Here is a 24,761-nt window from a genome sequence, read left to right as displayed (position 1 = left end):
CCTTGGTAGGCCGTTATCCCACCAACTAGCTAATGCGCCGCGGGCCCATCTGTAAGTGATAGCCGAAGCCATCTTTCATCTTCTTACCATGTGGTAAAAAATATCATCCGGTATTAGCCCCGGTTTCCCGGAGTTATCCCAGTCTTACAGGTAGGTTGCCCACGTGTTACTCACCCGTCCGCCGCTCGTTCCACAAGCGTCACCCCGAAGGGATCAGCTTGCTTCCCGCGCTCGACTTGCATGTATTAGGCACGCCGCCAGCGTTCGTCCTGAGCCAAGATCAAACTCTCCAAAAAAGTTTGTTGTTTCTTAGCTATAAATAAGAAAAACGAGGTTGTTTTTCTTCAAAGTTTTTGATTCAAGCACTTAGCAACTAAGTTGCTAAAAGTACCTTTACCATTTATTTCGAATACTGGTCGTTCTGTTCAGTTTTCAAAGAGCAAATATTCATTGTGATTACGCCGCTTAAATTAGCGACTTTCTTATAATAACACAAGTAAAAAGGAAAGTCAATATTTATTATCAATAAAAACGAAATCGATAACAAAAAGTTATCCTTTTGATACCTCTTATTATACTGTTTTTTAACCTAGTTGTCAACATGTCCTATTTCGTAATATCTACTCAATAGATTTCACAGTTTTTAACAGCAGCAATAATATTACACGCTATTTCTGTAGAAGTCAAATACTTTTTTTAAAAAACTACTTAAACTCGGTTGAATGGTTACAATAAGCCTTTCTTTGCGTAAGCGTCATTCAATCTCCGAAAACATTTTCAATGAGTATTTTGTATGAATACAGACAAAGCCATCAAAACATTTTGTTCCCATACAGTATTGCTCTCCGTAAGAGTAGAAGTTTTTTTTAAACACTTTCTAACGAAATAATCAATTCCACACTATATTTTTTATATAGAATGTATAGGTTGTATTTTAACGTGCAAGTTAAACATAAAGAAAATTAGATTTGAGGGGTAAAAGTGAAAAGAATTTTATTTATTTTACTTATTTTCATCTCCGTTTTATTTATTCAACAAACTTTAGTTTTCGGTAAAGAAAAACAAAAACCGCAGCTGGAAACGATTCATGTATACGAAGAAGATATTACAGGTGATGGAAAAAAGGATAAAATTGAATTGAAGGGCACAAAGTTCGATAAGACCAGTCCCTATTTTATAAATACCGAAGCACAAATTACAACATCTAACGATAAGAAATTCAACATACCACTTCCTGGTGGATACGATCCAACATTGCAATTTATAGACTTAAACCATGATCAAGTAAATGATATTTTTTATCAAAGTGCAACTGGTGGTAGTGGTGGATTATATAATCATCAATTATATACGTTAAAAAACAATAAATTAGTGGAAATCCCATTACCAACCCAACAATATGTAGAAGGATCATTTCAAGATGAATTTAAAGTTAGCCTCCGTATATCTCCAGTAGATAAACCAATTATTATAAATGTTCAAAATCGGAAAGATGACTATATTCGATTAGGTATTTACAATAAAGAAGGGAAGCTACAAAAAGGGAAGTCAGAAATTATGATCGACCCTATCGCTTTTTATGAACCAATTCTTATCGGCGGACAAAAAGGATATGGATTAAAAAGCTATCAACAAGTTAGCGGCGCTTATCACGCAGATCAACTCGGCACAATTGAAACAATTTGGTATTTTGAAAATGGTAAATGGATTGCATTAAACACAAAATGGGTTCCATCTCAAACTACTTAAAGATATTAAATCTCTGACATATAGACCAGTTCTATTTGCCGCCTTATCTTTCGCTTTTTTTGTATAGTGAGGATTGGTTTTCATCAAAATATCATGAATAGATCTATTTACCGATCCCACATGAGTACATTTCGAATTACCACTTATGAAACCGCAATAAAATAGAAGAAGCGCATGGAATATAATCCATGCGCTTCTTCTATTTAATTTGCTACAATATTAACTAATTTACCTGGAACGACAATAACTTTTCGAACCGTTTTACCGGCAATCCATTCCTGAATTGTTTCATTTTCTAAAGCTAATTTTTCTAGTTCATCTTTCGTGCTATCTTTTGGAACGTTTATTCTATCACGAACTTTCCCCAAAACTTGTAAAACAATCTCCACTTCATCTTCGACTAACTTCTCTGAGTCAAATTTTGGCCATGTTTCATAGGCAATGGTTTCCTTATGTCCTAATTGTTGCCAAATTTCTTCTGCAATATGTGGTGCAATTGGTGATAATAACTTCACAAATCCTTCCACATACTGTTTAGAGATTTTATCTACTTTGTATCCCTCATTAATAAATACCATCATTTGTGAAATCGCCGTATTAAAATGAAGATTTTCATAGTCCTCTGTCACTTTTTTCACAGTTTCATGGTAAACCTTTTCTAATTCCTTTGTCTCTTCATCAATAATTTTTGTAGCCAAACTTCCTTCTTCATCCATAAACAAACGCCATACACGATCTAAGAAACGTCTTGCACCATCTAATCCTTTTGTTGACCATGCAACTGAAGCGTCTAATGGCCCCATAAACATTTCATATAAACGAAGTGTATCTGCACCATGTGTTGCCACAATATCGTCTGGGTTTACAACATTCCCCTTGGACTTACTCATTTTTTCATTACCTTCACCAAGAATCATTCCTTGGTTAAATAACTTTTGGAACGGTTCTTTTGTCGGTACAACTCCTAAATCATATAAAAACTTATGCCAGAAACGAGCATATAGCAAATGAAGGACAGCATGCTCTGCTCCACCAATATATAAATCTATTGGTAGCCACTTCTTCAATAGCTCTGGATCTACAAGATGATCATTGTTTTTAGGATCAATAAAGCGTAAATAATACCAACAACTTCCCGCCCATTGTGGCATTGTATTTGTTTCACGACGGCCTTTTTTCCCAGTTTTAGGGTCCGTAACATGAACCCAATCACTATTTGCTAGTGGTGATTCACCGGTTCCTGATGGCTTTATATTTGTCATTTCAGGAAGTGTTAATGGTAACTCTTCTTCCGGAACTGTTGTCATTGTACCATCTTCCCAATGAATAATCGGAATTGGCTCACCCCAGTAACGTTGTCTTGAGAAAAGCCAATCATGTAGACGATAAGTGACTTTGCGAGTACCAATGCCTTTATCTTCTAGCCATTCAAGCATTTTCGTAATAGCTGCTTCTTTTCCTAAACCATTTAGAAAATCGGAATTCACATGTTCGCCATCACCAATATAAGGTTCTTTGGAAATATCTCCACCTTTTACAACTTCAACAATTGGTATTTTAAACTTCGTTGCAAACTCATAATCACGTTCATCATGTGCTGGAACTGCCATAATTGCTCCTGTTCCATAGGACATTAATACGTAATCAGCAATCCAAATCGGCATTTTTTCCTTTGATACTGGATTAATAGCATATGCCCCCGTAAATACACCCGTTTTTTCTTTTGCCAAGTCCGTACGATCTAGGTCGGATTTCGTTTGAATCTCCTTCAAATAAGCATCAACAGCAGCTCGCTGTTCAGTTGTAACAATTTTTTTCACTAATGGGTGTTCTGGGGCAAGTACTGCATAGGTTGCACCAAACAACGTGTCTGGACGTGTTGTAAAGACTGTAAATGTTTCTTTTTCGTCATGAACTGAAAATGTTATATTTGCACCTTCTGATCGTCCAATCCAATTTCGTTGCATGTCTTTTATACTTTCCGGCCAATCCAACTCTTCCAAATCCTCAAGTAATCGGTCAGCATATGCAGTAATTTTTAATACCCACTGCTTCATTGGTTTACGAATAACCGGATGTCCACCACGTTCACTTAGACCATCTATCACTTCTTCGTTTGCAAGTACTGTTCCAAGTGCTGGACACCAATTCACAGGTACTTCATCCACATATGCAAGACCTTTTTCATAAAGCTTAGTAAATATCCATTGTGTCCACTTATAGTATTCTGGATCTGTTGTACTTATTTCTCGGTCCCAATCATAAGAAAAACCTAATTCTTGAATTTGTCTTTTAAAAGTTGCAATGTTTTTCTTCGTAAATTCTGCTGGACTATTACCTGTATCCAATGCGTATTGTTCAGCTGGAAGCCCAAATGCATCCCAGCCCATCGGGTGAAGTACTTCATAACCTTGCATTCGTTTCATTCTTGATATAATATCCGTCGCTGTATATCCTTCCGGGTGTCCAACATGTAATCCTGCTCCAGATGGATATGGGAACATATCTAAAGCATAAAACTTTTTCTTACTTGATGTTGTATCGGTTTTAAATGTTTTATTATCCAACCAATACGTTTGCCATTTCTTTTCAATTTCGCGATGGTTAAAACTCATGACAACTTCCTCCTACATTTTTTTAGACTTGTTTTGTTTCCAAGCCCATACGGCAGATCAATTTGCTTTTTTTAAAAACAAAAAAACTCCTCATCCCATAAAAGGGACGAGAAGTTATATTCCCGCGGTACCACCCACATTAATGCAAATAACTGCATTCGCTTCGTATCTTTAACGCAGATTTACGGCAGAAACTACTTGTTTCATCTCTGCAACTTAAAGGCGAGTTCATAAACTTCTAGGGACAGTTTTCACCAGCCACTGCCTCTCTAAACCTTTTCGCTTATTACTATTCCTTCTCACAGTTTTTATCGCTTTTCCTAGTTATTAATCTGAATTCTAATGAAACTTCTGAGGTTTGTCAAGAGATAAAGTCCTATCAATCACAAACTATGATATATCGTTTTTATTTCGTCAGCATGAAGAGTAATGACTTTCCATCCACCCAAAAACATCCATATTTTCTTGTTCACGAATCTTCTCAACTGCTTCATATGCGATTATTTTCCCCTGTTTCATCAGTAATACTTCATCTAAAATTGCTTCCACTTCAGCTAGTTCATGCGTTGTCATAATAAGTGTCTGCTTATCTAAGTCTACAAATTGAAGCATTCCATTAATAATCGTCTTTCGAACAAGTGGATCCAATCCTGAAAAAGGTTCGTCTACAATGATATATGGTACTTCCCTAGCTAGTGTAACAATAATTTTGATACGTGTTTTATTACCTTTTGATAAATGGGATATTTTTCTAGTTTGATCTATTTTCATCAAACTAAGCATTTCTATTGCTTTTTCTCTATTAAAATCTGGAAATTGCGTACCATAAAAATGAATCACTTGCTCAATCGAAAAATAATCATAAAAATATTCACGATCAGAAAGAAATGCAACACGCTCTCCAATATGACGATTGACTAATTTCTCGTCTATTCGCACAACTCCTTTAGAAGGCTTCATTAATCCAGCTAATATTTTAACTAGCGTAGTCTTTCCGCTTCCGTTTTCACCTATAATGCCAATTATTTTCCCTTTGTTTATTGTAACCGTACAATTGTCCAGTGCTTTTCTAAGTGAATAGCGTTTCGAAACATTATCGATTTGAATCATCCCTACTCTCCTCCACTTCTTGAATACTTTCCATCATTTCTTCTACGGTATATCCCATGCTTTTCATATTTCGAATAAATTCCTTCACATATTGCTTTTTCATAACTGTCCGTTGCTGATCAATCTCATTTATGTTTTCTGTTACAAATGTCCCCTGACCTCGTTTTGTTTCCACAATCCCTATTCTTTCTAATTCTTGATAAACGCGTTGAATAGTATTCATATTCACGCCAACATCGACGGCAAATTCCCGAACAGAAGGTAACTTTTCTCCCGCCTGACGAGACCCACGTATAATATCGCTACAAATGCGGTCCATTAATTGTTTATAAATCGGTTCATAGTTATTAAACGACGACATGGATGGCAACTTTATCCCTCCACTCGACGTTCCATTAATTGAATAGAAAACACATACAATATAATTACAATTAAGCCATAAAAAATAAATGTCCCCACGTAAGCATTGTGAAATATTAATAATTCATTACTTATCACTAATTCACCATTTATCCTACTACCGCCTCCATCAGGTATCAAACCTGCTATCGAAACCTTACCCCAATGTGTAAAGGTCTGATAAAATGCTGTTTCACTCATGAAGCGTTCAAACTTCCCAAATATGAAGAGCAGAGCTAGTATTACTACAATACTTAACGTATGAATGTATTTTTTCCATATTTGATGCACCGTCCACATAAACAATAAGATTGCTGCAGGAAACATAGAAATAATAATTAGACTTAAAAAAATATATCCATAATATAAAACTGCGCCAGTAAATGTAAAAACAGTGTTGTCATATATCGCATCCATAACAGTTAAAAGCATAATAAGAAATCCCATGTACAAGATGGAAATGAACATACTGTATAAGATTTTCGCAAGGATAAGTTTGTGTGCGGGTTGCGGTATATGTAAGAAGTTTTGTATGTTGTTTACTTCCATATTTAAACTAAATAATAAGCTTGCCGGAATAATAATCAATCCAAGCGTAATCATTCCAACTAAACTTTCGTAAACGCCACTATTCATACTCATAAATATAAAAAGCACAGTACAAAGTACAATCATCCCAATAAAAAAACTCCGCATCATACGCCATTCTTTCCATAATAACCCCTTCATTGATTGACTCATATTTTCACCTCTGTATTAGTGTTATAGTTAGATAGTACACTATAACTAGTAAAATAACAATATATTTTGATACGTAATTATTCCATGCTAAACTTAGGCTACTAAAATAAACGAGGGGAAGTATTTATGATAAAAAATATTTTGCAATTCTCACATCAACTCCTAGCAGATGCCGTCCAAGTTGGAGAAACTGTCATTGATGCGACATGTGGTAATGGAAATGATACGATATTTTTAAGCAATCTAGTTGGAGATTCTGGTACAGTTTTAGCCTTTGACATCCAAAAACAAGCGATAGACAGTACAAAAAGACGGCTCATCGATGAGGCCCGTCAAAATGTTAAGCTTATTCATGATGGTCATGAACGTGTTACTACATATCTGTTAAAGGAACAAAAACACGGGATTGCTGGGGCAATTTTTAATCTTGGGTACTTGCCAAGAAGCGATAAAACTATCATTACGAAATCTGAATCCACCTTACAGGCAATCCAACAAATTTTGGATTACTTAAAAACAAATGGTGTAGTTGTCATAGTCATTTATTATGGACATGAAGGTGGTTTAGAGGAAAAGGAAAATGTAATCACCTTTGTGAAACAACTGGATCAATCCGCTTATCATGTGCTACGTTATGAATTTATTAATCAAAAAAATAATCCACCATTTGTAGTCGCGATTCAAAAAAGAAAGGAGAAGTTAAATAAATGATACACCACTATAAAAATATTCATCCAAAAATTCACGATTCTGTTTTCCTTGCTAAAAACGCGGACATTATTGGTGATGTAGAAATTGATGAATATTCAAGTATATGGTTTCATACCGTAATACGGGGAGACGTTGCACCTACAAAAATTGGGAAACGGGTCAGTATTCAAGATTTAACAATGATACACCAAAGCCCTAATCTCCCTGTTTTGATAGAAGATGATGTTACAATCGGCCATCAAGTTACCTTACATTCAGCTATTATTCGTAAAAAAGCTTTAATCGGAATGGGCTCAATCATATTAGATGGTGCGGAAATAGGTGAGGGTGCGTATATCGGAGCTGGTTCTTTGGTTCCACCCGGCAAAAAGATTCCACCTCATACGATGGCATTTGGTAGCCCAGCAAAAGTAGTCCGCACACTAACGGATGAGGACTATCATGATATGGAACGAATAAGAAAATCTTACGTAGAAAAAGGAATCTATTATAAAAATGAAACAAACTTAGGTAAATAATAAAAGAAAAAGGGGTTGGGACAAATCAGAGTGTCAGACCCCTCCACTACTACATTTAGTATGAAGTGCGATACTTCTTTTACTATTGTGACAGTAGTTAAGCGAGGGATTCAGACCCTTATGTCCCAACCTCTATTCTATATTATGAAATATTGATTAACTCTTTTAACAGATTCGCTTTATCGACTTTTTCCCATGGGAACAAGACATCTTCCCGCCCAAAATGTCCATATGCTGCTGTTTCTTTAAAAATCGGCTTTTGTAAATCTAACATACGAATAATGCCAGCCGGACGTAGATCAAATAACTCTCGTACTGCATTTACTAACTGTTCTTCATCAACAATACCAGTACCAAAAGTGTTAATAGCAATAGATACAGGTTCTGCAACACCAATTGCATATGCTAGCTGTACCTCACAAGTTTTTGCTAGTTTAGCCGCAACAATATTTTTGGCAACATATCTTGCCGCATAAGCTGCAGAGCGGTCAACTTTGGTAGCATCTTTTCCACTAAAAGCACCACCACCATGACGTGCATAGCCACCATATGTGTCAACAATTATTTTACGTCCTGTTAGTCCAGCATCGCCTTGTGGTCCACCGATAACAAAGCGCCCAGTTGGATTGATCAAATATTTAGTTGCTTCATCTAATAAATGAGCTGGAACAACTGGCTGAATCACATGTTCAATGAGGTCTTTTTCTATACGCTCATTTGTAATATCTTGATGATGTTGTGTAGAGATGACAATCGTATCAATACGAATTGGCTTATTTTGCTCATCATACTCAACAGTTACTTGTGTTTTCCCATCAGGTCTTAAGTAGTCAAGTAAATGATTTCTTCGTACATCAGTTAATCTTTTTGCTAGCTTATTAGCAAGCGATATTGGTAAAGGCATGTACTCAGCAGTTTCGTCACAGGCAAAACCAAACATTAATCCTTGGTCCCCTGCTCCGATTGCATCTATTTCAGCATCTGTCATTTTACCTTGTCTCGCTTCTAAAGCTTGATCGACACCACCTGCGATATCTGGAGATTGTTCATCAATTGCAGTAAGTACAGCACAAGTTTCGGCGTCAAATCCATACTTTGCACGTGTATAACCAATATCCTTGATTGTCTTTCTCACAATAGCTGGGATATCGACATAGGTAGTGGTTGTAATTTCACCAGCAACAAGTACAAGCCCAGTAGTAACCATTGTTTCACAGGCAACTCTTGCAGCTGGATCCTTTTTTAAAATTTCATCCAAAATAGCATCTGAAATTTGGTCACATATTTTATCAGGGTGACCTTCTGTAACAGATTCTGAAGTAAATAAACGACGATTATTAGCCATGTGGCTAAATCCTCCTTAAAGGGTATGGTACGGATCTCTAATTCTTAATCATATATTTATTATGCCACTTGTAGAAAACAAAAAACCTTTCCTATAATATAGAGGAAAGGATATATGTAGCCTTTCTCTCTTATTGTTCAAGGACATGTCCTTGCTTTAGGTTAGCACCTTTTCACATAGGAAGTGATGGTTGCTGGGCTTCATAGGGCCTATCCCTCCACCGACTCTGAATAAGAGTATCCGCTCAAAATTATGGTAACGAAATGAAAGGCCTATGTCAACTTTTACATGCATCTTACATATACATACAAAAATCAGCTAATATAGTATGGACTATTTCAGTAAATGTGTTATACTATTAATCAGATTTTAGAAATTAACATACCTTTATATTACATTTAAAAAATATATTAAAAGGCAGGTTATTATTAAAATGAAAATGGTGGAACAAACATCTTTAATCGACGAATTTGCACAACAGACGAATTTACAAAAGGATCTGTCGGTTCCCCGACTTATTGAAAAAATCTTATCACGCCGAGAAGGGGTTTTATCAGAAACCGGTGCAGTTCAAGCGACGACAGGAAAGTATACAGGTCGTTCCCCAGAGGATAAATTTATCGTACGCGATGAAATTTCGGAGAAAACAGTAGATTGGGGTACAGTAAATAAACCTATAGATGAACATGTATTTTTAAAATTGCTTATGAAAGTAACCAACCATTTAAAAGAAAAAGAAGAGTTATTCGTCTTTAACGGTTTTGCGGGAGCAGATGAAAAATATCGTTTACCAATACGTGTAATGAATGAGTTTGCATGGCATAATCTGTTTGCAAAACAGTTGTTTATTCGCCCAACTGCGGTTGAATTAGCTGAGCATGAACCTGATTTTACAATTATCTCAGCACCAACATTTAAAGCAGACCCTACAGTCGATGGGACGAATTCAGAAGCGTTCGTTCTCATTTCATTTAAGCAAAAAATCATTTTAATTGGTGGGACAGAATATGCAGGTGAAATTAAAAAATCAATCTTTTCTGTGATGAATTATTTATTACCACAAAAAAATGTACTATCCATGCATTGCTCTGCAAACGTTGGGGCGGAAGGCGATGTTGCTTTATTTTTCGGTTTATCAGGCACCGGAAAAACGACGCTATCTGCAGATCCTTATCGTAAATTAATTGGTGATGACGAACACGGATGGAGTCCAAATGGTGTATTTAATATTGAAGGTGGCTGTTATGCAAAATGCGTGAAACTATCAGAAGAGAAAGAACCACAAATCTTTCATGCAATTCGGTTTGGCTCTGTACTAGAAAATGTTGTACTAGATAAGGTAACGCGGACGCCTGACTATGATGATGTTACATTAACCGAAAACACGCGTGCAGCTTATCCATTAGAAAATATCGATAATATTGTTAAGCCAAGTGTAGCTGGACATCCAAACACAATTATCTTTTTGACAGCGGATGCATCTGGCACTTTGCCTCCAATAAGTAAACTTACAAAGGAACAAGCAATGTATCATTTCCTAAGTGGCTATACGAGTAAACTTGCAGGAACAGAGCGCGGTGTAACTGAACCACAAGCAACATTTTCAACTTGCTTTGGAGCACCTTTTTTACCACTTGCACCAGCAACATATGCAAAAATGCTCGGTAAAAAAATTGATCAACATCAGGCAAACGTATTTCTCGTAAATACAGGTTGGACTGGCGGATCCTATGGTGTCGGTCAACGAATTAAACTTTCTTATACACGTGCAATGGTCCATGCTGCTTTAGAGGGAGAATTAAATATGGTGGAAACAATGAAAGATGATATTTTTGGTTTACACATTCCCCTTCATGTACCTGGTGTACCAGACGAGGTACTTATTCCGAAGCAAACATGGGAAAATAAAGATTCCTATGAAAAAACAGCGCAAAAGTTAGCCGAGGAATTTCATGCAAACTTTGAAAAGTTTACGCATGTTAGTGAAGAAATTGTCAAGGCGGGACCAATTTATCGCCTATAAACATGTTACCTCATCCCAAGAGGAGTAATATATATTACGATGGCACATTATGTTGCCACGAAAAGCCGACTAAACTCATAGTCGGCTTTTCTTATACCTAAATATATATAGAGATAACCTTATTCGCCGTATGCTACTTAGATGTCGCAGTATCTTATATGCCCTCTTGACACGTAAAGCACATTTTTAACACTTGATAAATAATCTCATGCTTATCGAACTTATGATTCATCACTTTCAGCAGTCTTACATTCAACTTTTATCAGTCCCTGTCTACCGATGTTAAAGAAACTAAAATTTGCTTAATCAAAAAAATACACATAGGCATTCACACATTTTTCTGGGCAGCATAAACTGTTTTGAAACGCCATAAACGAAGGGACGGTAATATGATGTTAAAAAGGAACAAACTATTTATCTTGTTATCAATCGTATTTGTCTTATTCCTTAGTGCTTGCGGAAATGGATCAGAACATACATCAATAAAATTAGCTGAAGTAACACGTTCATTATTTTATGCGCCACAATATGTTGCAATAGAGAAGGGATTTTTTGAAGAAGAAGGATTAGATGTTGAACTCCAAACAACTTGGGGCGGAGATAAAACAATGACTGCTTTATTATCCGACGGAGCAGATGTTGCATTAGTTGGTTCTGAAACCTCGATTTACGTGTATGCCCAAGAGTCAAAAGACCATGCAGTAAATTTTGCACAACTTACCCAAACAGATGGTACTTTTCTCGTTGCAAAAGAACCAAAGCCTGATTTTACATGGGATGATGTAAAAGGAAGCATCTTTTTAGGCCAGCGTAAAGGCGGCATGCCACAAATGGTTGGGGAATTTGTGTTAAAGAAGCATGATATTCATCCACATCAAGATTTGGAACTCTTACAAAATATAGACTTTGCCAATATCCCAAGTGCTTTTGTATCCGGTGATGCTGAATTTGTGCAACTATTTGAACCAACGGCTAGTGTCTTTGAGAAGGAAGGTAAGGGGCACGTCATTGCCTCATTTGGTGAAGAATCTGGTGAAGTTCCCTATACAGTTTTTATGACAAAGGATAGTTATTTAAAAGAAAACCCTACACATATCGAGAAATTTACGAGAGCAATTTATAAAGCACAACAGTGGGTAGCGGAAAATAGCTCGGAAGAAATAGCAAAAGTAATTCAGCCGTATTTTGAAGACACCGATCTTGATATTCTAGCAACGTCGATTGAACGTTATAAGAACCAAGATTCTTTTGCAACAGATCCTATACTTGAAGAAACTGCTTGGGAAAACCTGCTAAATATTATGGATGAAGCCGGGGAACTCCCTGGGGACGCACCATACGAAGAACTTGTGAATACGAAAATTGCTGAAGATATTATGAATGAATAGGAGGAGATATCGTGTCCTTTTTGACACTTGATAAAGTCTCTCACCATTATTTTTCAAAATATACCTATACAAAAGCATTAGAAGATATTTCATTTTCTATTGAAGAGGGGGAATTTATCTCTTTATTAGGACCGAGCGGATGTGGTAAGTCAACGATACTATCTATTATTGCCGGCATCATATCACAGACTGAGGGCAGTGTCTTACTAAATGAGCAACCGCTTCGACATGCTGATACGACAATTGGTTATATGTTACAGCAAGACTACCTTTTTCCTTGGAAAACGATTATCGATAATATTCTCCTCGGTCCAAAGATTCGTAAAGAACTAACTACAAGTACGAAATCAGAAGCATTAATGTTATTAGATGAGGTTGGTCTACCTGATGTTTCAGAAAAATATCCAAGTTCATTATCCGGAGGGATGCGCCAAAGAGCTGCACTCGTTCGAACACTTATTACGAATCCAAAAATTCTTTTACTAGATGAACCATTTTCTGCACTTGACTATCAAACAAAACTTAAACTTGAAGATCTCGTATATACATTACTAAAAAACTACCATAAAACAGCATTACTTGTAACGCACGATATAGGTGAAGCAATTTCTATGAGCGATCGTATTATTGTACTAGGCACAAATCCTGGTAAAGTTACTAAAATCTTTGAAGTGCCAATCGAGCTACGAAATACGATGCCTTTTTCCGTACGGAGGCATCCAAAATATCAACTCTTATTTGATAAAGTATGGGATGAGTTAAACAAAGCGGATAAAGAAACTGGAACATACTCAACTACACCATGATTGAAGGAGTTGAAGGCATGAACGATAAAACAGACCAACACCTTTTTGACAACTATAAGAAGGGTATTAAAAGCGAAAAACACTTCATTTACTTTTGGCAAGCGATTATATTAGTTGGCTTTTTTGTAATATGGGAGATAGCTAGTCGACTGCATTGGGTTGATCCTTTATTATTTAGTTCTCCATCTAAAGTTTTCACACTCTTGTTTGAAAAAATAAGCGATGGTTCTATCTTACTGCATACCCAGGCCACTTTATTTGAAACGGTATTGGGTTTTGTAATTGGAACGATATTAGGGATTATATTGGCTACGGTGTTATGGACATTGCCTAGATTATCAAAAGTAATGGACCCTTATTTAGTCATCCTAAACGCCATGCCCAAAGTAGCATTGGGACCAATTATTATTGTTGCATTGGGCCCTGGCTATATTTCGATTATTGCAATGGGAGCAATTATTTCGGTAATCATTACAACAATCGTCATCTTTTCTTCTTTTAAAGAAGTTGATCCTAACTATGAAAAGGTGTTAATTGGTTTTGGCGCAACAAGGTGGCAATGTTTTAAAGAAGCAATTTTTCCCGCAACATTGCCTGTGATGATTTCAACTTTAAAAGTTAATGTTGGTTTATCTTGGGTCGGCGTTATTGTAGGGGAATTTCTTGTTTCAAAAAAGGGATTAGGATATTTAATTGTATATGGATTTCAAGTTTTTGACTTTACACTCGTCATGTCCAGTCTTATTTTAATAGCCATCTTTGCAGCAATCATGTATAAGCTAGTAGAAAAATTGGAAAGTTGGCTCATTAAACATGCAACATAATCAATAGAAGGTGCCTTGCTGCTGGTACCTTCTATTCTGTAATACTCTGTAAGCTTTTCATACAGTATGTTAGTACATCGTCCTTCATTATAAAACTAAAACGTGGATTCACTTTAATATTAGCAGGTATCTTATGTAATGTAACGGGACCATTCGTTTCAAAATATGTATCTTGTTTCTCAAGTTCTGTAATATCCGCATAGTATACATTTTTGATGACATCTCCAGCTTTACCTTGCACATAATATTGTCCAAGATAATGTAAAGATTGTACAACTCCTCCTGTTTCTTCTTTTACCTCCCGTTTAGCAGCCTCTTCTGGTGATTCGCCACTTTCAACTTTTCCACCTGGAAATTCATAACCTCTTTGCTTATGATCAGTTAATAACCATTGCATTTCATATCGACATATCACCCAAACATGTTTTGGCTGTTTAGAAAATGGATCTATATCAAAGGATAGCCGTACCTTATTTTTATAATAATCTCTAAATGTATACATTTTTCTTCATCTACTTTCATTCCTTAATAAAATCTCGTGCATTTTATTTAATCGTAAAGTGAAACTTCAATTAGTGGGATTTTCGTACCCTCCCAAATGACTGTTAGTTAAACGAATCCGACTTTTACTGACTGTCGATCCCCTTCTTTAATCGCCTCGAATGATTGAAGTTTGTTCTTACAGCCTCTTGCGATAAAAATTTACCGGAGATAAGCCGTACATATTGTATCATACTACCGTGAAAGATGTAAAAATCGTTCTAAACATACTTTTTCTACTATACCTCCAATAGCCATTGTTCAAACCTCTTTTTTGTTTCATGAAAAAGGAAATAAAAAGGAATAAGGCACAATCCTTATTCCTTTCGTTTCTTATATTGGCCTATCTCCTAGTATGCCCATTTCCTCAATATGATCTTTTGTATGTTGATCGCCTAGTTGATATAATATTTCATATACTTCCGTCATTGCTTGATCATAATGCTCATTACCAGAATCATGGTGATATGGTATAAAGGGGATATGTGATCGCCAATATGCATCCATATTCGCCGCATCCACTTGATCCAATTTCGCCCGCAGTATACGAATCTCATCTTGATTCGCATGAATGACAATGCTGTGATTATTATACGATTTTGCTTCAGAAATTTCACCAGTTCCAATATTGACATAATATTGCCTTTTCTCCATCACCGGCCACCTCCTATGCATAATGTGGCCTTTTTCATTGAGAAGCATGCATGTAAATCAACCCTTATTTTCTTTACTCGCCCATTTTTTTAAAGTAGCACGCATGATTTTATTCGAAGCATTCCTTGGTAAGGCATCTACAAAATGAATTACTTTTGGTATTTTATATTTGGCTAGTTTTAACTGTAAAAAAGTTAAAACATCTGTTTCTGTCAAGCATTCATTTTTCCTTTTCACAATAAATGCTACTGGTACTTCCCCCCATTTTTCATCGTGGATCCCAGTAACACCTACTTCCTGAACCATTTTAATTTGTGAGATTACACTTTCAATTTCAGATGGGTAGATATTTTCACCACCAGAAATAATGAGGTCATTGCGGCGGTCAACTACATATAAAAAACCTTCTTCATCTACATAACCAAGATCACCTGTTTTTAACCATCCACTTTCAAAATTCTTTTCATTTGCTTCAGGATGATGCCAATATCCTTTTGTTACCATCGGACCTTTTACTTCAATTTCTCCTACTTGTCCGTTGGCATTTTGAATTCGTAATTGCGCTGGGAATAACGGTTTTCCAGCTGAACCTAACTTTGTCATCGCATCTTGCGGGCTAAGTGTTACTATTTGAGATGATGTCTCTGTCATACCATACGATTGAAAGACTGGAATCCGATGAGTCTTTGCCTGTTCTAGTAGTGGCTTTGGTACGGGCCCGCCGCCTAATAACATGCATCGAAAATGTTCTGGGAACTCATCGTCACCAAGGTGGCGAAGTAAACGCTGTAACATGACAGTTACGACAGATGCAATCGTTACGCCCTTATTCTTTATTGCATCATGTACAAGTTGTTCATTAAATTTTTCCATTAAATATACAGGCATACCATAAATAACACTACGAATAAAGATAGACAGGCCGCCTACATGAAAAAAAGGTAAAACAGCAAGCCACTTATCTGTTTTTGATAAGCCTAAATTCAACGCAGATCCAATAGCACTCCACCAATGGTTCCCGTAAGTATGGACAACACCTTTGGGAAACCCTGTCGTTCCAGAAGTATAAATAATTGTAAAGGCTTGTCCTAAATTAATCTCTGTTTTTAATCTTGTGTTATCTTCCTTCAAATCTTCTACTTCTTTAAAAGAACTTTTCATTACTTTTAATGATGTTGCTATTGTCTCGCAATCATCACTAAATATTAGCAATGACACATTGGCATCATCTAGTTGATACTGTACTTCTTTTGCTGTCAAGCGAGTATTAAGCAAAACTGCGCATGCTCCAACATAACTAATGGCATGAATTGCGATGATCATTTCTAGACCATTTTCAGCTAAAATAGCAACGTGATCCCCTTCCTTCATGCCAGCTGTCATTAATTTTCGAGCATAACTCATACTCTGTTGTTCTAATTCTGAAAATGTGATTGTCTTTCCATTTACAAGTTCGATGGCAGTTTGTTGAGGAGATAGTGCTGCTTGTTTTGTTAACCAATGTGGTATTATTTCTGACATCATGGTGCCTTCCTTTCCTTATATAGATCTAGCCTAGTTAGCCCTAGACCATTCATTACACTATCGAAAAAGTTCAAAAACCTTTGCCAAAGTTAGCAAAGGTTTTTAACTTATTAAGGGAAACGAGGAAATTGACCAAAGTCAGGTTTTCTTTTTTCTTTAAAGGCATCGCGACCTTCTTTTGCCTCATCTGTTGTGTAATACAATAGTGTAGCATCTCCGCCCATTTGCTGTAATCCGGCAAGTCCATCAGTTGCAGCATTAAATGAAGCTTTTAAGAAACGTAATGCAGTAGGTGATTTATCAAGAATCTCAGCACACCATTGCAATGTTTCTTCTTCTAATTTGTCCAATGGCACTACTTTGTTTACCATGCCCATTTCATATGCTTCTTCCGCATTGTACTGACGGCATAAATACCAGATTTCACGAGCACGTTTTTGTCCAACCATTTCAGCAAGTAGACCAGCACCGTAACCTGCATCAAAACTTCCTACTTTCGGACCTGTTTGGCCGAATATTGCATTATCCGCCGCAATCGTTAAATCACATACGATATGTAATACATGCCCACCGCCAATTGCGTAACCTGATACCATCGCGATAACTGGTTTCGGAATAGTACGGATTAGACGTTGTAAATCTAATACGTTTAGGCGTGGAATATGGTCGTCACCAACATAACCTCCATGGCCACGTACCGACTGATCTCCACCAGAACAAAATGCTTTTTCTCCTGCTCCTGCTAAAATAATGACACCAACGGAAGAGTCATCACGTGCATCCGCAAAAGCATCAATCATTTCGTTCACTGTTAAAGGTGTAAATGCATTACGTTTTTCCGGACGATTAATCGTGACCTTTGCAACGCCATTATATTTTTCATAAATAATTTCTTTATATTCTCTAGCTTGTTCCCATTGTACTACCATATTTATCCTCCTAATTATTATGCTTCATCTATTTTGCAGTATAAACGCATTTACTATTTTACCAAACTTTTGCGGATCTTCCACGTGAATTGCATGTCCAACATTTTTCACGATGACAAGTTGGCTGTTTTTAAGCTTTTCGGACATCTCTTCATTTATATGAACAAACTTCGGATCCCTTTCACCAACAACTAGTAATACTGGTTTTTTCCAATTTTGTAAATGATTCCACCAACTCGGTTGGATGCCTGTTCCCATTCCTTGTAGCGATTGGATTAAACCCGTTACTTGTTGGGATAGCCTTTCCTGTCTTATTTGCTCTTTTACTTTTTTGGGTAACGTTTGCTGTGTATGAAATAATGGAATACCTTCCCAATAGTCAATAAATGAAACAAGTCCATCCTCTTGCATTTTTTTTATTAGTTTATCATCACTTTTAATCCGAAGATTGCGCTCTTGCTTTGTTTTTAATCCTGGAGAAGCACTCTCCAACACGAATGACTTTATATATTCAGGATATAACATTGCAAAAGACAAAGCAGTTCGTCCACCCATCGAGTAACCTAACAAATGAACGTTCTTTAATCCTAATGTTTGAAAAATAATAGCAAGATCATCACAGCACATTTTCATTGTTTTAATCGTTGGTGTCATTGTTTTGCCGTGACCTGGCAAGTCTATCACTACAAAACGAAAACGATCTTGATATCCATCTATCAAAGTTGACCATGTCGACACACTGCCAGTAAAACCATGAAATAAAACAATCGTTTCACCTTGATTACCATATATCTCACAGTGATATACACTGTCACCTACATGAACTTTCATTTACTCACCTATTATCTGTATTAATTCATCATGAATGCCATTCCAAATTTCTTGATGCCATCTTGCATTTTCCTCGCGGTCTGTTTTGACTTCTATAACAGATAGCCCTTTACGTTTGTAACTTGCCTGTAAAGCTGTTACTAATTCGGCATCCGAAGTAGCTTCACTATAATGTCCACCATACATCTGAACGGCATGCTGAAATTCAATATGTAACGGTGTACCAAATAGCAATTCAAAATGTTGACCATTTTTTGCTTGTGGTAAAAATGAAAATATACCGCCACCATTGTTATTAATAAGTAATATAGTCATATCTATTTCGTAATGCTTTGTAGCAAGTAACCCATTCATATCATGGAAAAATGATAAATCTCCTAATAACAAACTCACACGTGTATGACTTGCTGCTGCACCTAAACCACTAGATATCATACCGTCGATTCCATTTGCCCCACGATTTGCTAAAACAGAAATACTTTTCTTTGTTTTCATAAAGAATGTATCTACATCACGAATTGCCATACTATTTCCAACATACAACGTCGATTCTTGGGGCAATTCATCTATTAATGTATGAACCGCTTTTCCTTCTGTCAATTGTCCTGAAAAACTTTCTTTTACAACTTGTTTTGCTCGTTCATTTGCATGTTGCCATTGTTCTGCCCAAGTTTTATCTGTTGATAGTTCATAGCTTTGCATGTCCTCACAAAAATAAATCGGATCCGAGAAAATATATTCTGTTGCATGACCAACAGGATCTCGAAAACCACTTTGTTTTTCAACTACGAAGTGGGCCGCATCAGCATGCTCCTCCACAAAAAACAAATATGGTTTTGAAATAGGCATCGCACCAAAACGAATAATAAAGTCTGGTTTAAAATATTGCCGAATTTCTTTTGATTTTAAAATTGCGTCATACGATTCAATAATAAGGGAATGTTCACTGGCTGATCGCATTTGACTTAACGGATCAGCAAGTATCGGAATGTGCCATTTTTCTGCTAAACCAAGTAGGGCCGAACGAATGCCTTCATCTGGTTGCGGACCGCAAACAATAAGGCCACGTTTTTTATCCGCTATAGTAGCAATGAACTGCTCCACTTGTTCCACACTTAATTTCTTTTTTCCATGGTGTGTTGGTGCATAGGATGACGTTTTTGCTTCCCCCCATAAATTTTCTAACATTAAATTCGGTACTAACGGCTCCCGTAGCGGAAAGTTTAAATGAACTGGACCTTGATTGTCTTCCATTGCCGTATGAAACGCGCGTGCTGCCTGACTTCTAACATAGGTAAGCATACGCGGTGTTGCTTCTGGTAATGCCATTTCATGAAACCACTTCACATATTCTCCATATAAATTAATTTGCTGAATGGCCTGCGGTGCCCCAACATCTCGTAATTCATGAGGTCTATCTGCTGTTAGAACTATTAGCGGTACACGACTGTAATGTGCTTCTACAATTGCGGGGTAATAGTTTGCGGCTGCTGTACCTGACGTACATACTAAAGCAACAGGTCGCTGCGTTTTTTTTGCCAAGCCTAACGCAAAAAAGGCGGCGGAACGCTCATCAATGATAACCCAATCTTTTATGTTTGGGTGTTCAACCATTAACATCGCAATTGGAGTTGAGCGGGACCCTGGAGAGATTACAACATCAGTTAATCCAGTCCGTGCTAATTCATCTACAAATTGCCCTATATATTTGGTTAAGTTTTCTATGTGATCCATGATTGTTACTTGCCTCCTAAAACTGTTTGCATCGGTAAAAACTTTAAACTTGTTTCCTCGAATTCCGCTTCAATATCGGAATCTTTTACGATACCACATCCAGCAAAAATAGATGCCTCATTCCCGCTTATCAGTCCTGAACGGATTGCAACAGCAAATTCCCCATTCATTTGCTGATCAACCCAACCTATTGGCGCACCATACCAACCACGATTTAACGGTTCCTGTTCACGAATAAATGCTAAAGCTGTTTCTGTTGGTGTACCACCTAGTGCCGGTGTAGGGTGAAGCTTTTGCACAATATCAAATATTGTAAAGTGCTGTTCTAACTTTGCTGTAACGGGCGTGTATAAATGTTGAATATTTTTTAATGGATAAACGACCGGCTTTTTCGGTATATTTAATTGTTTACAGTAAGGTGCGATTGATTCCTTAATCATTTTTACAACAAATTGATGTTCTTCAATATTTTTTGGATCTTGCAGTAAACCATATCGTATTTGCTCATCTTCATCCGGCGTTTTCCCTCGAGGAGCCGACCCAGCCAAACATGTCGTTAATAATTGTTCATTTTCAACACGTACTAATCTCTCGGGCGTTGCACCAATAAAACAAGATTTTTCACGAACATATGCAAAAACATAACTATTTGCTTGTGTTTGTAATAGTCTTTTTAAAACATGTGCAATTTCAAAATCATCAGCCGCCTTTATGCGAAGCTCACGGGCAAGTACAATTTTTTCAGCTATTCCTTCCCGAATCAAATTTTTAGCACGCTGTACAACATTTTTCCACTCATGGGTAGCCACTTCTTCTTCGTTTATCAATTTATTATCAGTAAAATGACAAATCGGATAGTTCCATAGTGCTGCTTCTTTTTTCATATATTCCTTTACAACCGTATCCGCGTGATCTTTGTGTCGAACCAACAAATTAGTTGTTAAATAATAGTCGTTTTCTTCTAATTGACTGAATAAAAATTCTGGTACAAAAAACTCACTATCAGGGAAGTCCTTCCATAATGCTCCGTTTTCTTGCTTCGAATCAAAATTCATTCCACCTAATACGAGCAATCCAGTACCTTTTTTTTTAACCGGACAATACGTAACAGCTTCAGCAAACATCTTACCTAAAGCCGCCTTTGTTTGTTCAATCCGTTTTTTACCATTCCCATTCACTTTAATTAACTCTCCAGCTGCAACAAGTGTCAACGAATTGTCCGCTGTATGCCAAAACGCACTTTTTGTATAGGATTTACGAACTGCTTGAAAAAAATGTATCGCATCAAATTGTTCCACTTTCTTGGTGTAGCTAACTAGCTTTTGTTGACCTTCCCCTATATCGTCTAATGCTTTTTGTATGAGTTGTTGTAGTTCTTTTATCTCTGTAACCATATTGAAAATGCCTCCGTCTTGCATATAGTCTATTTCTATTCTATTCTCTTTCTTTATCTTTCTCAAGAATTGGGTAGTTCTTATCATTTACTATGCCTATTTGTAAAGTAGTTATCGGGGAGTTAGACAACGTTTTAAAAGGTAAATAAAAGGCTGTTCTATCATTAATGGATGCTTGCTAGCAAAACACAGTTGACTGAACACGCCTTAAAGGATGGAAAGCGGAACTTGAAGATGAAAAGTCGATGCAGTTTATTTTAAGTTAGAAGCATAGATTCAATTATATTGACACTTAATTTATATTTCCATAAACTTAAGATTGATATTTAAAATACAAGGGGAACAACTATTATGCCAAAAGAAAAACATATCAGACATGCTTTAAAAGAAAGAGATGGGTTTCACGTTTGGTGGCGCCTGCTCAGACCACATACATTAACTGCTTCTTTTATACCGGTTTTTATCGGTTCCATGTTAGCTTTTCACGAAGGTACTATCCACATAGTCCTATTTCTAGCAATGCTATTAGCTTCAATGCTCATCCAATCAGCAACAAATATGTTCAATGAATATTATGATTATGTAAGAGGCTTAGATCATGAAGGGTCAGTAGGAATCGGTGGAACAATTGTACGAGATGGTATTAAACCAAAAACAATCCGTAACATTGGTATACTCTTTTTCATCATTGCAATGATACTTGGAGTTTATATTTGTATCGAATCTAGCTGGATGATTGCTCTAATCGGTTCCATTTGTATGCTAATTGGCTATTTATATACTGGTGGCCCTTTACCAATTGCCTATACGCCATTTGGAGAATTATTTGCGGGTTTATTAATGGGGACAGTCATTATTTGTATTAGTTACTATATCCAAACAATGACGCTTTCATCTGATGTCATCCTAATTTCGATACCGTTTGCTATATTTATCGGGGCTATTTTAATGTCAAATAGTATTCGTGACCTTGACAATGACAAAGAAAATGGTAGAAAAACATTAGCCATTTTATTAGGCAGAAAAAATGCCATTCGTTTTCAAGGTAGTATATTTGCAATTGCTTATACTCTAACAATCTTGTATACAGTACTAAAGATTCTTCCATGGTGGAGTTTATTAACTTTACTTAGCATACCATTAGCCATTAGTGTTATTAAAAAGTTCCAAGGAAAATCGACACCATTAGAAATGATGCCAGCAATGGCCGCCACTGGTAAAACAAATACTATATTTGGCTTATTACTTGGAATATCACTTATCATTGATAAAATAGTGAGTTAAGGGGATGAGGGGATGGAAATGAATACTGAACACACACTTTTTGAAGCTTTAGGAATACAAAGTAAAATATTGGAAAAGGATTTAGTCGTCTTAACGATGCCGGTAGATGAAAGAACACGCCAACCAGCTGGTTTTCTTCACGGTGGAGCAAGTGTTGCATTAGCTGAATCAGCTGCAAGTATTGGTGCAATTTTACATATTGATCGAGAAAAGTTTCATGTTTTTGGTATGGAGATTAATGCTAACCATATTAAAAGTAAACGAGATGGGGAAGTAACGGCAAAGGCTAAACCGATACATGTTGGAAGATCTACAATGGTGTGGGAAATTAATATAACAGATGAACAAGGCGATTTAATTTCTGTATCTCGCTGTACAATTGGAGTCGTACCGAGAAAAGACGCTTAATGCTTTGTTTAAAAGAGAGAGTGAAACTGTAACTAGTGGGGATTTTCACCTCCCTGCTGATTGCAGTTGAATGAATCGGACTTTTACTAGCTGTTGATCCTAACTCATCTATTACTTTTAGCACCTCAAATTCTTGAAACGTAAATTACCGACTGTAATCTGTGATAAATATAAAAAGAGCCAAACTATACACAATAGATGTATAATTCGGCTCTTTTTTATGATTTAGCTTTCGTATTTAAATAAACGATGCTATACCAACTTTTTAAATTAAAGCTGCAATACTGCTTAACAAAACTTTTTCTAGGAAAATTAGTCATTTTCATGAAAAATTTGCTTGTTTTTGTTCAATCCAGGTTCGCGTTTTAGTATAGATTGGAACGAATACAAGTGCGACAATGATTCCTTTTAAAAGGTTAAATGGTAATACCCCATACAACACCGCAAATCGCTTCACACTTTCTATCTTCATATCTTCCATTCCCATAAACCATGCATAAATTGGTAAAATGACAAGATAATTTAATACACTCATCGCGATTGCCATTATAATCGTTCCTGTAACTAAACCAGAAATAATACTTTTAACACCTTTATATTTATGATAAAGAACTGCAGCAGGCACAATAAATAATATACCAGCTAAAAAGTTGGCTGCAACTCCTACAGGTTCACCCGTACCTATTGCTAGGTATAATATGTTTTTAATCGCTTCTACCGCTATCCCCGCCATTGGCGAAAAAATAAGTGCCGCAAGTAGAGCTGGAATTTCACTAAAATCAATTTTTAAATACGGTGGTAGTAATGGTAACGGGAAGTTGAGAAAAATTAATAAAAAGGAAATTGTCCCCAGTAAAGATAAAATAATCAATTTTAATAGTTTAGATGATTGCTTGCTTTTTTGCATCACCCTATATCCCCCTTCATCTCTTTACCGATTCCACCTCGTGATGAAGGATAAGCCGACATGCATAAGAACAGAAAAAACCCTAAAGCGCTAAAATGGGGCTTTAGGGTTAAACATTATTTGTCCACAGTAAATAAATAGTGCATATATTAAACAATGCACAATTGGCTGTCTCGACATCTTCTCCCATCCAGACTTTCACTGTCGGTTCTGGAATCTCACCAGATCAACCACGAAGTTTTCACTTAGTGGGTCACGGACTTTAGAGTTCGTTCACTCTTTACCGTCGGTCGGGAATTACACCCTGCCCCGAAGATTGGAATCGAT

The 24,761-nt window shown here is 36.6% G+C and carries 22 protein-coding genes, 1 rRNA gene, 2 riboswitches and 1 other annotated feature; of the genes, 9 read left to right on the top strand and 14 right to left on the bottom strand.

Annotation, left to right across the window (positions count from 1 at the left end):
- A 16S ribosomal RNA gene (locus ACFFIS_RS09490) occupies window positions 1-296 on the bottom strand; the annotation flags it as partial.
- A gap of 685 nt (window positions 297-981) precedes the next feature.
- On the opposite strand from ACFFIS_RS09490, the gene ACFFIS_RS09485 reads away from it, so the two are divergent.
- Complete coding sequence (locus tag ACFFIS_RS09485) at window positions 982-1,749, top strand: YybI family spore inner coat protein (protein ID WP_320379453.1); 768 nt, start codon at window positions 982-984, stop codon at window positions 1,747-1,749.
- A 203-nt stretch (window positions 1,750-1,952) separates the two neighbouring features.
- On the opposite strand, the gene leuS is transcribed toward ACFFIS_RS09485, so the two are convergent.
- From leuS to ACFFIS_RS09465, 4 genes are all read right to left on the bottom strand, one after another.
- Window positions 1,953-4,364 carry a leucine--tRNA ligase gene (leuS, locus tag ACFFIS_RS09480; protein ID WP_390187204.1) on the bottom strand — a complete coding sequence of 804 codons (2,412 nt, stop codon included), beginning with the start codon at window positions 4,362-4,364 and terminating at the stop codon, window positions 1,953-1,955.
- Between the two features lie 99 nt (window positions 4,365-4,463).
- Window positions 4,464-4,676, bottom strand: a binding site (T-box leader).
- A gap of 102 nt (window positions 4,677-4,778) precedes the next feature.
- Entirely contained in the window at window positions 4,779-5,474 is a 696-nt protein-coding gene (locus tag ACFFIS_RS09475; protein WP_390187202.1) for an ATP-binding cassette domain-containing protein, read from the bottom strand.
- The gene (locus ACFFIS_RS09470) at window positions 5,458-5,835 is read right to left on the bottom strand and encodes a GntR family transcriptional regulator (RefSeq protein WP_320379826.1); all 378 of its coding nucleotides are present in this window, start codon (window positions 5,833-5,835) and stop codon (window positions 5,458-5,460) included. The genes ACFFIS_RS09475 and ACFFIS_RS09470 overlap by 17 nt, the downstream gene beginning before the upstream one ends.
- An 11-nt stretch (window positions 5,836-5,846) precedes the next feature.
- Window positions 5,847-6,614, bottom strand: coding sequence for a hypothetical protein (locus ACFFIS_RS09465; RefSeq protein ID WP_320379455.1), 768 nt, complete (start codon window positions 6,612-6,614; stop codon window positions 5,847-5,849).
- A gap of 126 nt (window positions 6,615-6,740) precedes the next feature.
- On the opposite strand from ACFFIS_RS09465, the gene mnmM reads away from it, so the two are divergent.
- Together mnmM and ACFFIS_RS09455 are read left to right on the top strand one after the other, a co-directional pair.
- Entirely contained in the window at window positions 6,741-7,325 is a 585-nt protein-coding gene (mnmM, locus tag ACFFIS_RS09460) for a tRNA 5-(aminomethyl)-2-thiouridylate-methyltransferase MnmM (protein WP_320379456.1), read from the top strand.
- A complete protein-coding gene (locus ACFFIS_RS09455; RefSeq protein ID WP_320379457.1) occupies window positions 7,322-7,843 on the top strand; it encodes a gamma carbonic anhydrase in 522 nt (173 codons plus the stop codon). The genes mnmM and ACFFIS_RS09455 overlap by 4 nt, the downstream gene beginning before the upstream one ends.
- 142 nt (window positions 7,844-7,985) lie before the next feature.
- Here the strand turns inward: ACFFIS_RS09455 and metK are convergent, their stop codons facing one another.
- Window positions 7,986-9,188 (bottom strand): methionine adenosyltransferase, encoded by a 1,203-nt coding sequence (gene metK, locus ACFFIS_RS09450; RefSeq protein WP_390187201.1) that lies wholly within the window; start codon window positions 9,186-9,188, stop codon window positions 7,986-7,988.
- A 127-nt stretch (window positions 9,189-9,315) separates the two neighbouring features.
- Window positions 9,316-9,425, bottom strand: a riboswitch (SAM riboswitch).
- A gap of 202 nt (window positions 9,426-9,627) precedes the next feature.
- Here metK and pckA point away from each other — a divergent pair.
- From pckA to ACFFIS_RS09430, 4 genes are all read left to right on the top strand, one after another.
- Entirely contained in the window at window positions 9,628-11,211 is a 1,584-nt protein-coding gene (gene pckA / locus ACFFIS_RS09445) for a phosphoenolpyruvate carboxykinase (ATP) (protein ID WP_446686908.1), read from the top strand.
- Between the two features lie 392 nt (window positions 11,212-11,603).
- Complete coding sequence (locus ACFFIS_RS09440) at window positions 11,604-12,599, top strand: ABC transporter substrate-binding protein (RefSeq protein ID WP_320379459.1); 996 nt, start codon at window positions 11,604-11,606, stop codon at window positions 12,597-12,599.
- Between the two features lie 11 nt (window positions 12,600-12,610).
- Window positions 12,611-13,405, top strand: a complete 795-nt coding sequence (locus ACFFIS_RS09435; RefSeq protein WP_390187199.1) for an ABC transporter ATP-binding protein — start codon at window positions 12,611-12,613, stop codon at window positions 13,403-13,405.
- A gap of 17 nt (window positions 13,406-13,422) precedes the next feature.
- A complete protein-coding gene (locus tag ACFFIS_RS09430; protein WP_390187197.1) occupies window positions 13,423-14,229 on the top strand; it encodes an ABC transporter permease in 807 nt (268 codons plus the stop codon).
- A 31-nt stretch (window positions 14,230-14,260) separates the two neighbouring features.
- On the opposite strand, the gene ytkD is transcribed toward ACFFIS_RS09430, so the two are convergent.
- The 7 genes from ytkD to ACFFIS_RS09395 form a co-directional block, all read right to left on the bottom strand.
- The gene (gene ytkD, locus ACFFIS_RS09425; RefSeq protein WP_320379460.1) at window positions 14,261-14,731 is read right to left on the bottom strand and encodes an RNA deprotection pyrophosphohydrolase; all 471 of its coding nucleotides are present in this window, start codon (window positions 14,729-14,731) and stop codon (window positions 14,261-14,263) included.
- Window positions 14,732-15,102: 371 nt separating this feature from the next.
- Window positions 15,103-15,423, bottom strand: a complete 321-nt coding sequence (locus ACFFIS_RS09420) for a hydrolase (RefSeq protein ID WP_320379461.1) — start codon at window positions 15,421-15,423, stop codon at window positions 15,103-15,105.
- Window positions 15,424-15,480: 57 nt separating this feature from the next.
- A complete protein-coding gene (locus tag ACFFIS_RS09415; RefSeq protein ID WP_390187195.1) occupies window positions 15,481-16,944 on the bottom strand; it encodes an o-succinylbenzoate--CoA ligase in 1,464 nt (487 codons plus the stop codon).
- Between the two features lie 113 nt (window positions 16,945-17,057).
- The gene (menB, locus tag ACFFIS_RS09410; protein WP_390187194.1) at window positions 17,058-17,876 is read right to left on the bottom strand and encodes a 1,4-dihydroxy-2-naphthoyl-CoA synthase; all 819 of its coding nucleotides are present in this window, start codon (window positions 17,874-17,876) and stop codon (window positions 17,058-17,060) included.
- Between the two features lie 24 nt (window positions 17,877-17,900).
- Window positions 17,901-18,707: a 2-succinyl-6-hydroxy-2,4-cyclohexadiene-1-carboxylate synthase gene (gene menH, locus ACFFIS_RS09405; protein WP_320379462.1), complete on the bottom strand. Its 807-nt coding sequence runs from the start codon at window positions 18,705-18,707 to the stop codon at window positions 17,901-17,903.
- Window positions 18,708-20,441, bottom strand: a complete 1,734-nt coding sequence (menD, locus tag ACFFIS_RS09400; protein WP_390187192.1) for a 2-succinyl-5-enolpyruvyl-6-hydroxy-3-cyclohexene-1-carboxylic-acid synthase — start codon at window positions 20,439-20,441, stop codon at window positions 18,708-18,710.
- Window positions 20,442-20,446: 5 nt separating this feature from the next.
- A complete protein-coding gene (locus ACFFIS_RS09395) occupies window positions 20,447-21,835 on the bottom strand; it encodes an isochorismate synthase (protein WP_320379466.1) in 1,389 nt (462 codons plus the stop codon).
- Window positions 21,836-22,186: 351 nt separating this feature from the next.
- Between ACFFIS_RS09395 and ACFFIS_RS09390 the strand changes: the two genes are divergently transcribed.
- Entirely contained in the window at window positions 22,187-23,119 is a 933-nt protein-coding gene (locus ACFFIS_RS09390) for a 1,4-dihydroxy-2-naphthoate polyprenyltransferase (protein ID WP_390187190.1), read from the top strand.
- Between the two features lie 18 nt (window positions 23,120-23,137).
- Window positions 23,138-23,527, top strand: coding sequence for a hotdog fold thioesterase (locus tag ACFFIS_RS09385; RefSeq protein WP_320379467.1), 390 nt, complete (start codon window positions 23,138-23,140; stop codon window positions 23,525-23,527).
- A 322-nt stretch (window positions 23,528-23,849) separates the two neighbouring features.
- Here the strand turns inward: ACFFIS_RS09385 and ACFFIS_RS09380 are convergent, their stop codons facing one another.
- Window positions 23,850-24,434, bottom strand: a complete 585-nt coding sequence (locus ACFFIS_RS09380) for an ECF transporter S component (RefSeq protein WP_390187188.1) — start codon at window positions 24,432-24,434, stop codon at window positions 23,850-23,852.
- A 174-nt stretch (window positions 24,435-24,608) separates the two neighbouring features.
- Window positions 24,609-24,755: riboswitch (FMN riboswitch) on the bottom strand.
- Window positions 24,756-24,761 lie beyond the last annotated feature (6 nt).

The organism is Paracerasibacillus soli (assembly GCF_042432965.1).
In the GTDB taxonomy this organism is placed as follows: domain Bacteria; phylum Bacillota; class Bacilli; order Bacillales; family Amphibacillaceae; genus Paracerasibacillus; species Paracerasibacillus soli.
This window is presented reverse-complemented; position numbering and strand designations above follow the sequence as displayed.

What these genes read in the sequence shown, in the direction of transcription:
- leuS (WP_390187204.1), bottom strand. Translation starts at nt 4,364, where the DNA reads ATGAGTTTTAACCATCGCGAAATTGAAAAGAAATGGCAAACGTATTGG.
- ACFFIS_RS09475 (WP_390187202.1), bottom strand. Translation starts at nt 5,474, where the DNA reads ATGATTCAAATCGATAATGTTTCGAAACGCTATTCACTTAGAAAAGCA.
- ACFFIS_RS09470 (WP_320379826.1), bottom strand. Translation starts at nt 5,835, where the DNA reads ATGTCGTCGTTTAATAACTATGAACCGATTTATAAACAATTAATGGAC.
- ACFFIS_RS09465 (WP_320379455.1), bottom strand. Translation starts at nt 6,614, where the DNA reads ATGAGTCAATCAATGAAGGGGTTATTATGGAAAGAATGGCGTATGATG.
- mnmM (WP_320379456.1), top strand. Translation starts at nt 6,741, where the DNA reads ATGATAAAAAATATTTTGCAATTCTCACATCAACTCCTAGCAGATGCC.
- ACFFIS_RS09455 (WP_320379457.1), top strand. Translation starts at nt 7,322, where the DNA reads ATGATACACCACTATAAAAATATTCATCCAAAAATTCACGATTCTGTT.
- metK (WP_390187201.1), bottom strand. Translation starts at nt 9,188, where the DNA reads ATGGCTAATAATCGTCGTTTATTTACTTCAGAATCTGTTACAGAAGGT.
- pckA (WP_446686908.1), top strand. Translation starts at nt 9,628, where the DNA reads ATGGTGGAACAAACATCTTTAATCGACGAATTTGCACAACAGACGAAT.
- ACFFIS_RS09440 (WP_320379459.1), top strand. Translation starts at nt 11,604, where the DNA reads ATGTTAAAAAGGAACAAACTATTTATCTTGTTATCAATCGTATTTGTC.
- ACFFIS_RS09430 (WP_390187197.1), top strand. Translation starts at nt 13,423, where the DNA reads ATGAACGATAAAACAGACCAACACCTTTTTGACAACTATAAGAAGGGT.
- ytkD (WP_320379460.1), bottom strand. Translation starts at nt 14,731, where the DNA reads ATGTATACATTTAGAGATTATTATAAAAATAAGGTACGGCTATCCTTT.
- ACFFIS_RS09420 (WP_320379461.1), bottom strand. Translation starts at nt 15,423, where the DNA reads ATGGAGAAAAGGCAATATTATGTCAATATTGGAACTGGTGAAATTTCT.
- ACFFIS_RS09415 (WP_390187195.1), bottom strand. Translation starts at nt 16,944, where the DNA reads ATGTCAGAAATAATACCACATTGGTTAACAAAACAAGCAGCACTATCT.
- menB (WP_390187194.1), bottom strand. Translation starts at nt 17,876, where the DNA reads ATGGTAGTACAATGGGAACAAGCTAGAGAATATAAAGAAATTATTTAT.
- menH (WP_320379462.1), bottom strand. Translation starts at nt 18,707, where the DNA reads ATGAAAGTTCATGTAGGTGACAGTGTATATCACTGTGAGATATATGGT.
- menD (WP_390187192.1), bottom strand. Translation starts at nt 20,441, where the DNA reads ATGGATCACATAGAAAACTTAACCAAATATATAGGGCAATTTGTAGAT.
- ACFFIS_RS09395 (WP_320379466.1), bottom strand. Translation starts at nt 21,835, where the DNA reads ATGGTTACAGAGATAAAAGAACTACAACAACTCATACAAAAAGCATTA.
- ACFFIS_RS09390 (WP_390187190.1), top strand. Translation starts at nt 22,187, where the DNA reads ATGCCAAAAGAAAAACATATCAGACATGCTTTAAAAGAAAGAGATGGG.
- ACFFIS_RS09385 (WP_320379467.1), top strand. Translation starts at nt 23,138, where the DNA reads ATGAATACTGAACACACACTTTTTGAAGCTTTAGGAATACAAAGTAAA.
- ACFFIS_RS09380 (WP_390187188.1), bottom strand. Translation starts at nt 24,434, where the DNA reads ATGCAAAAAAGCAAGCAATCATCTAAACTATTAAAATTGATTATTTTA.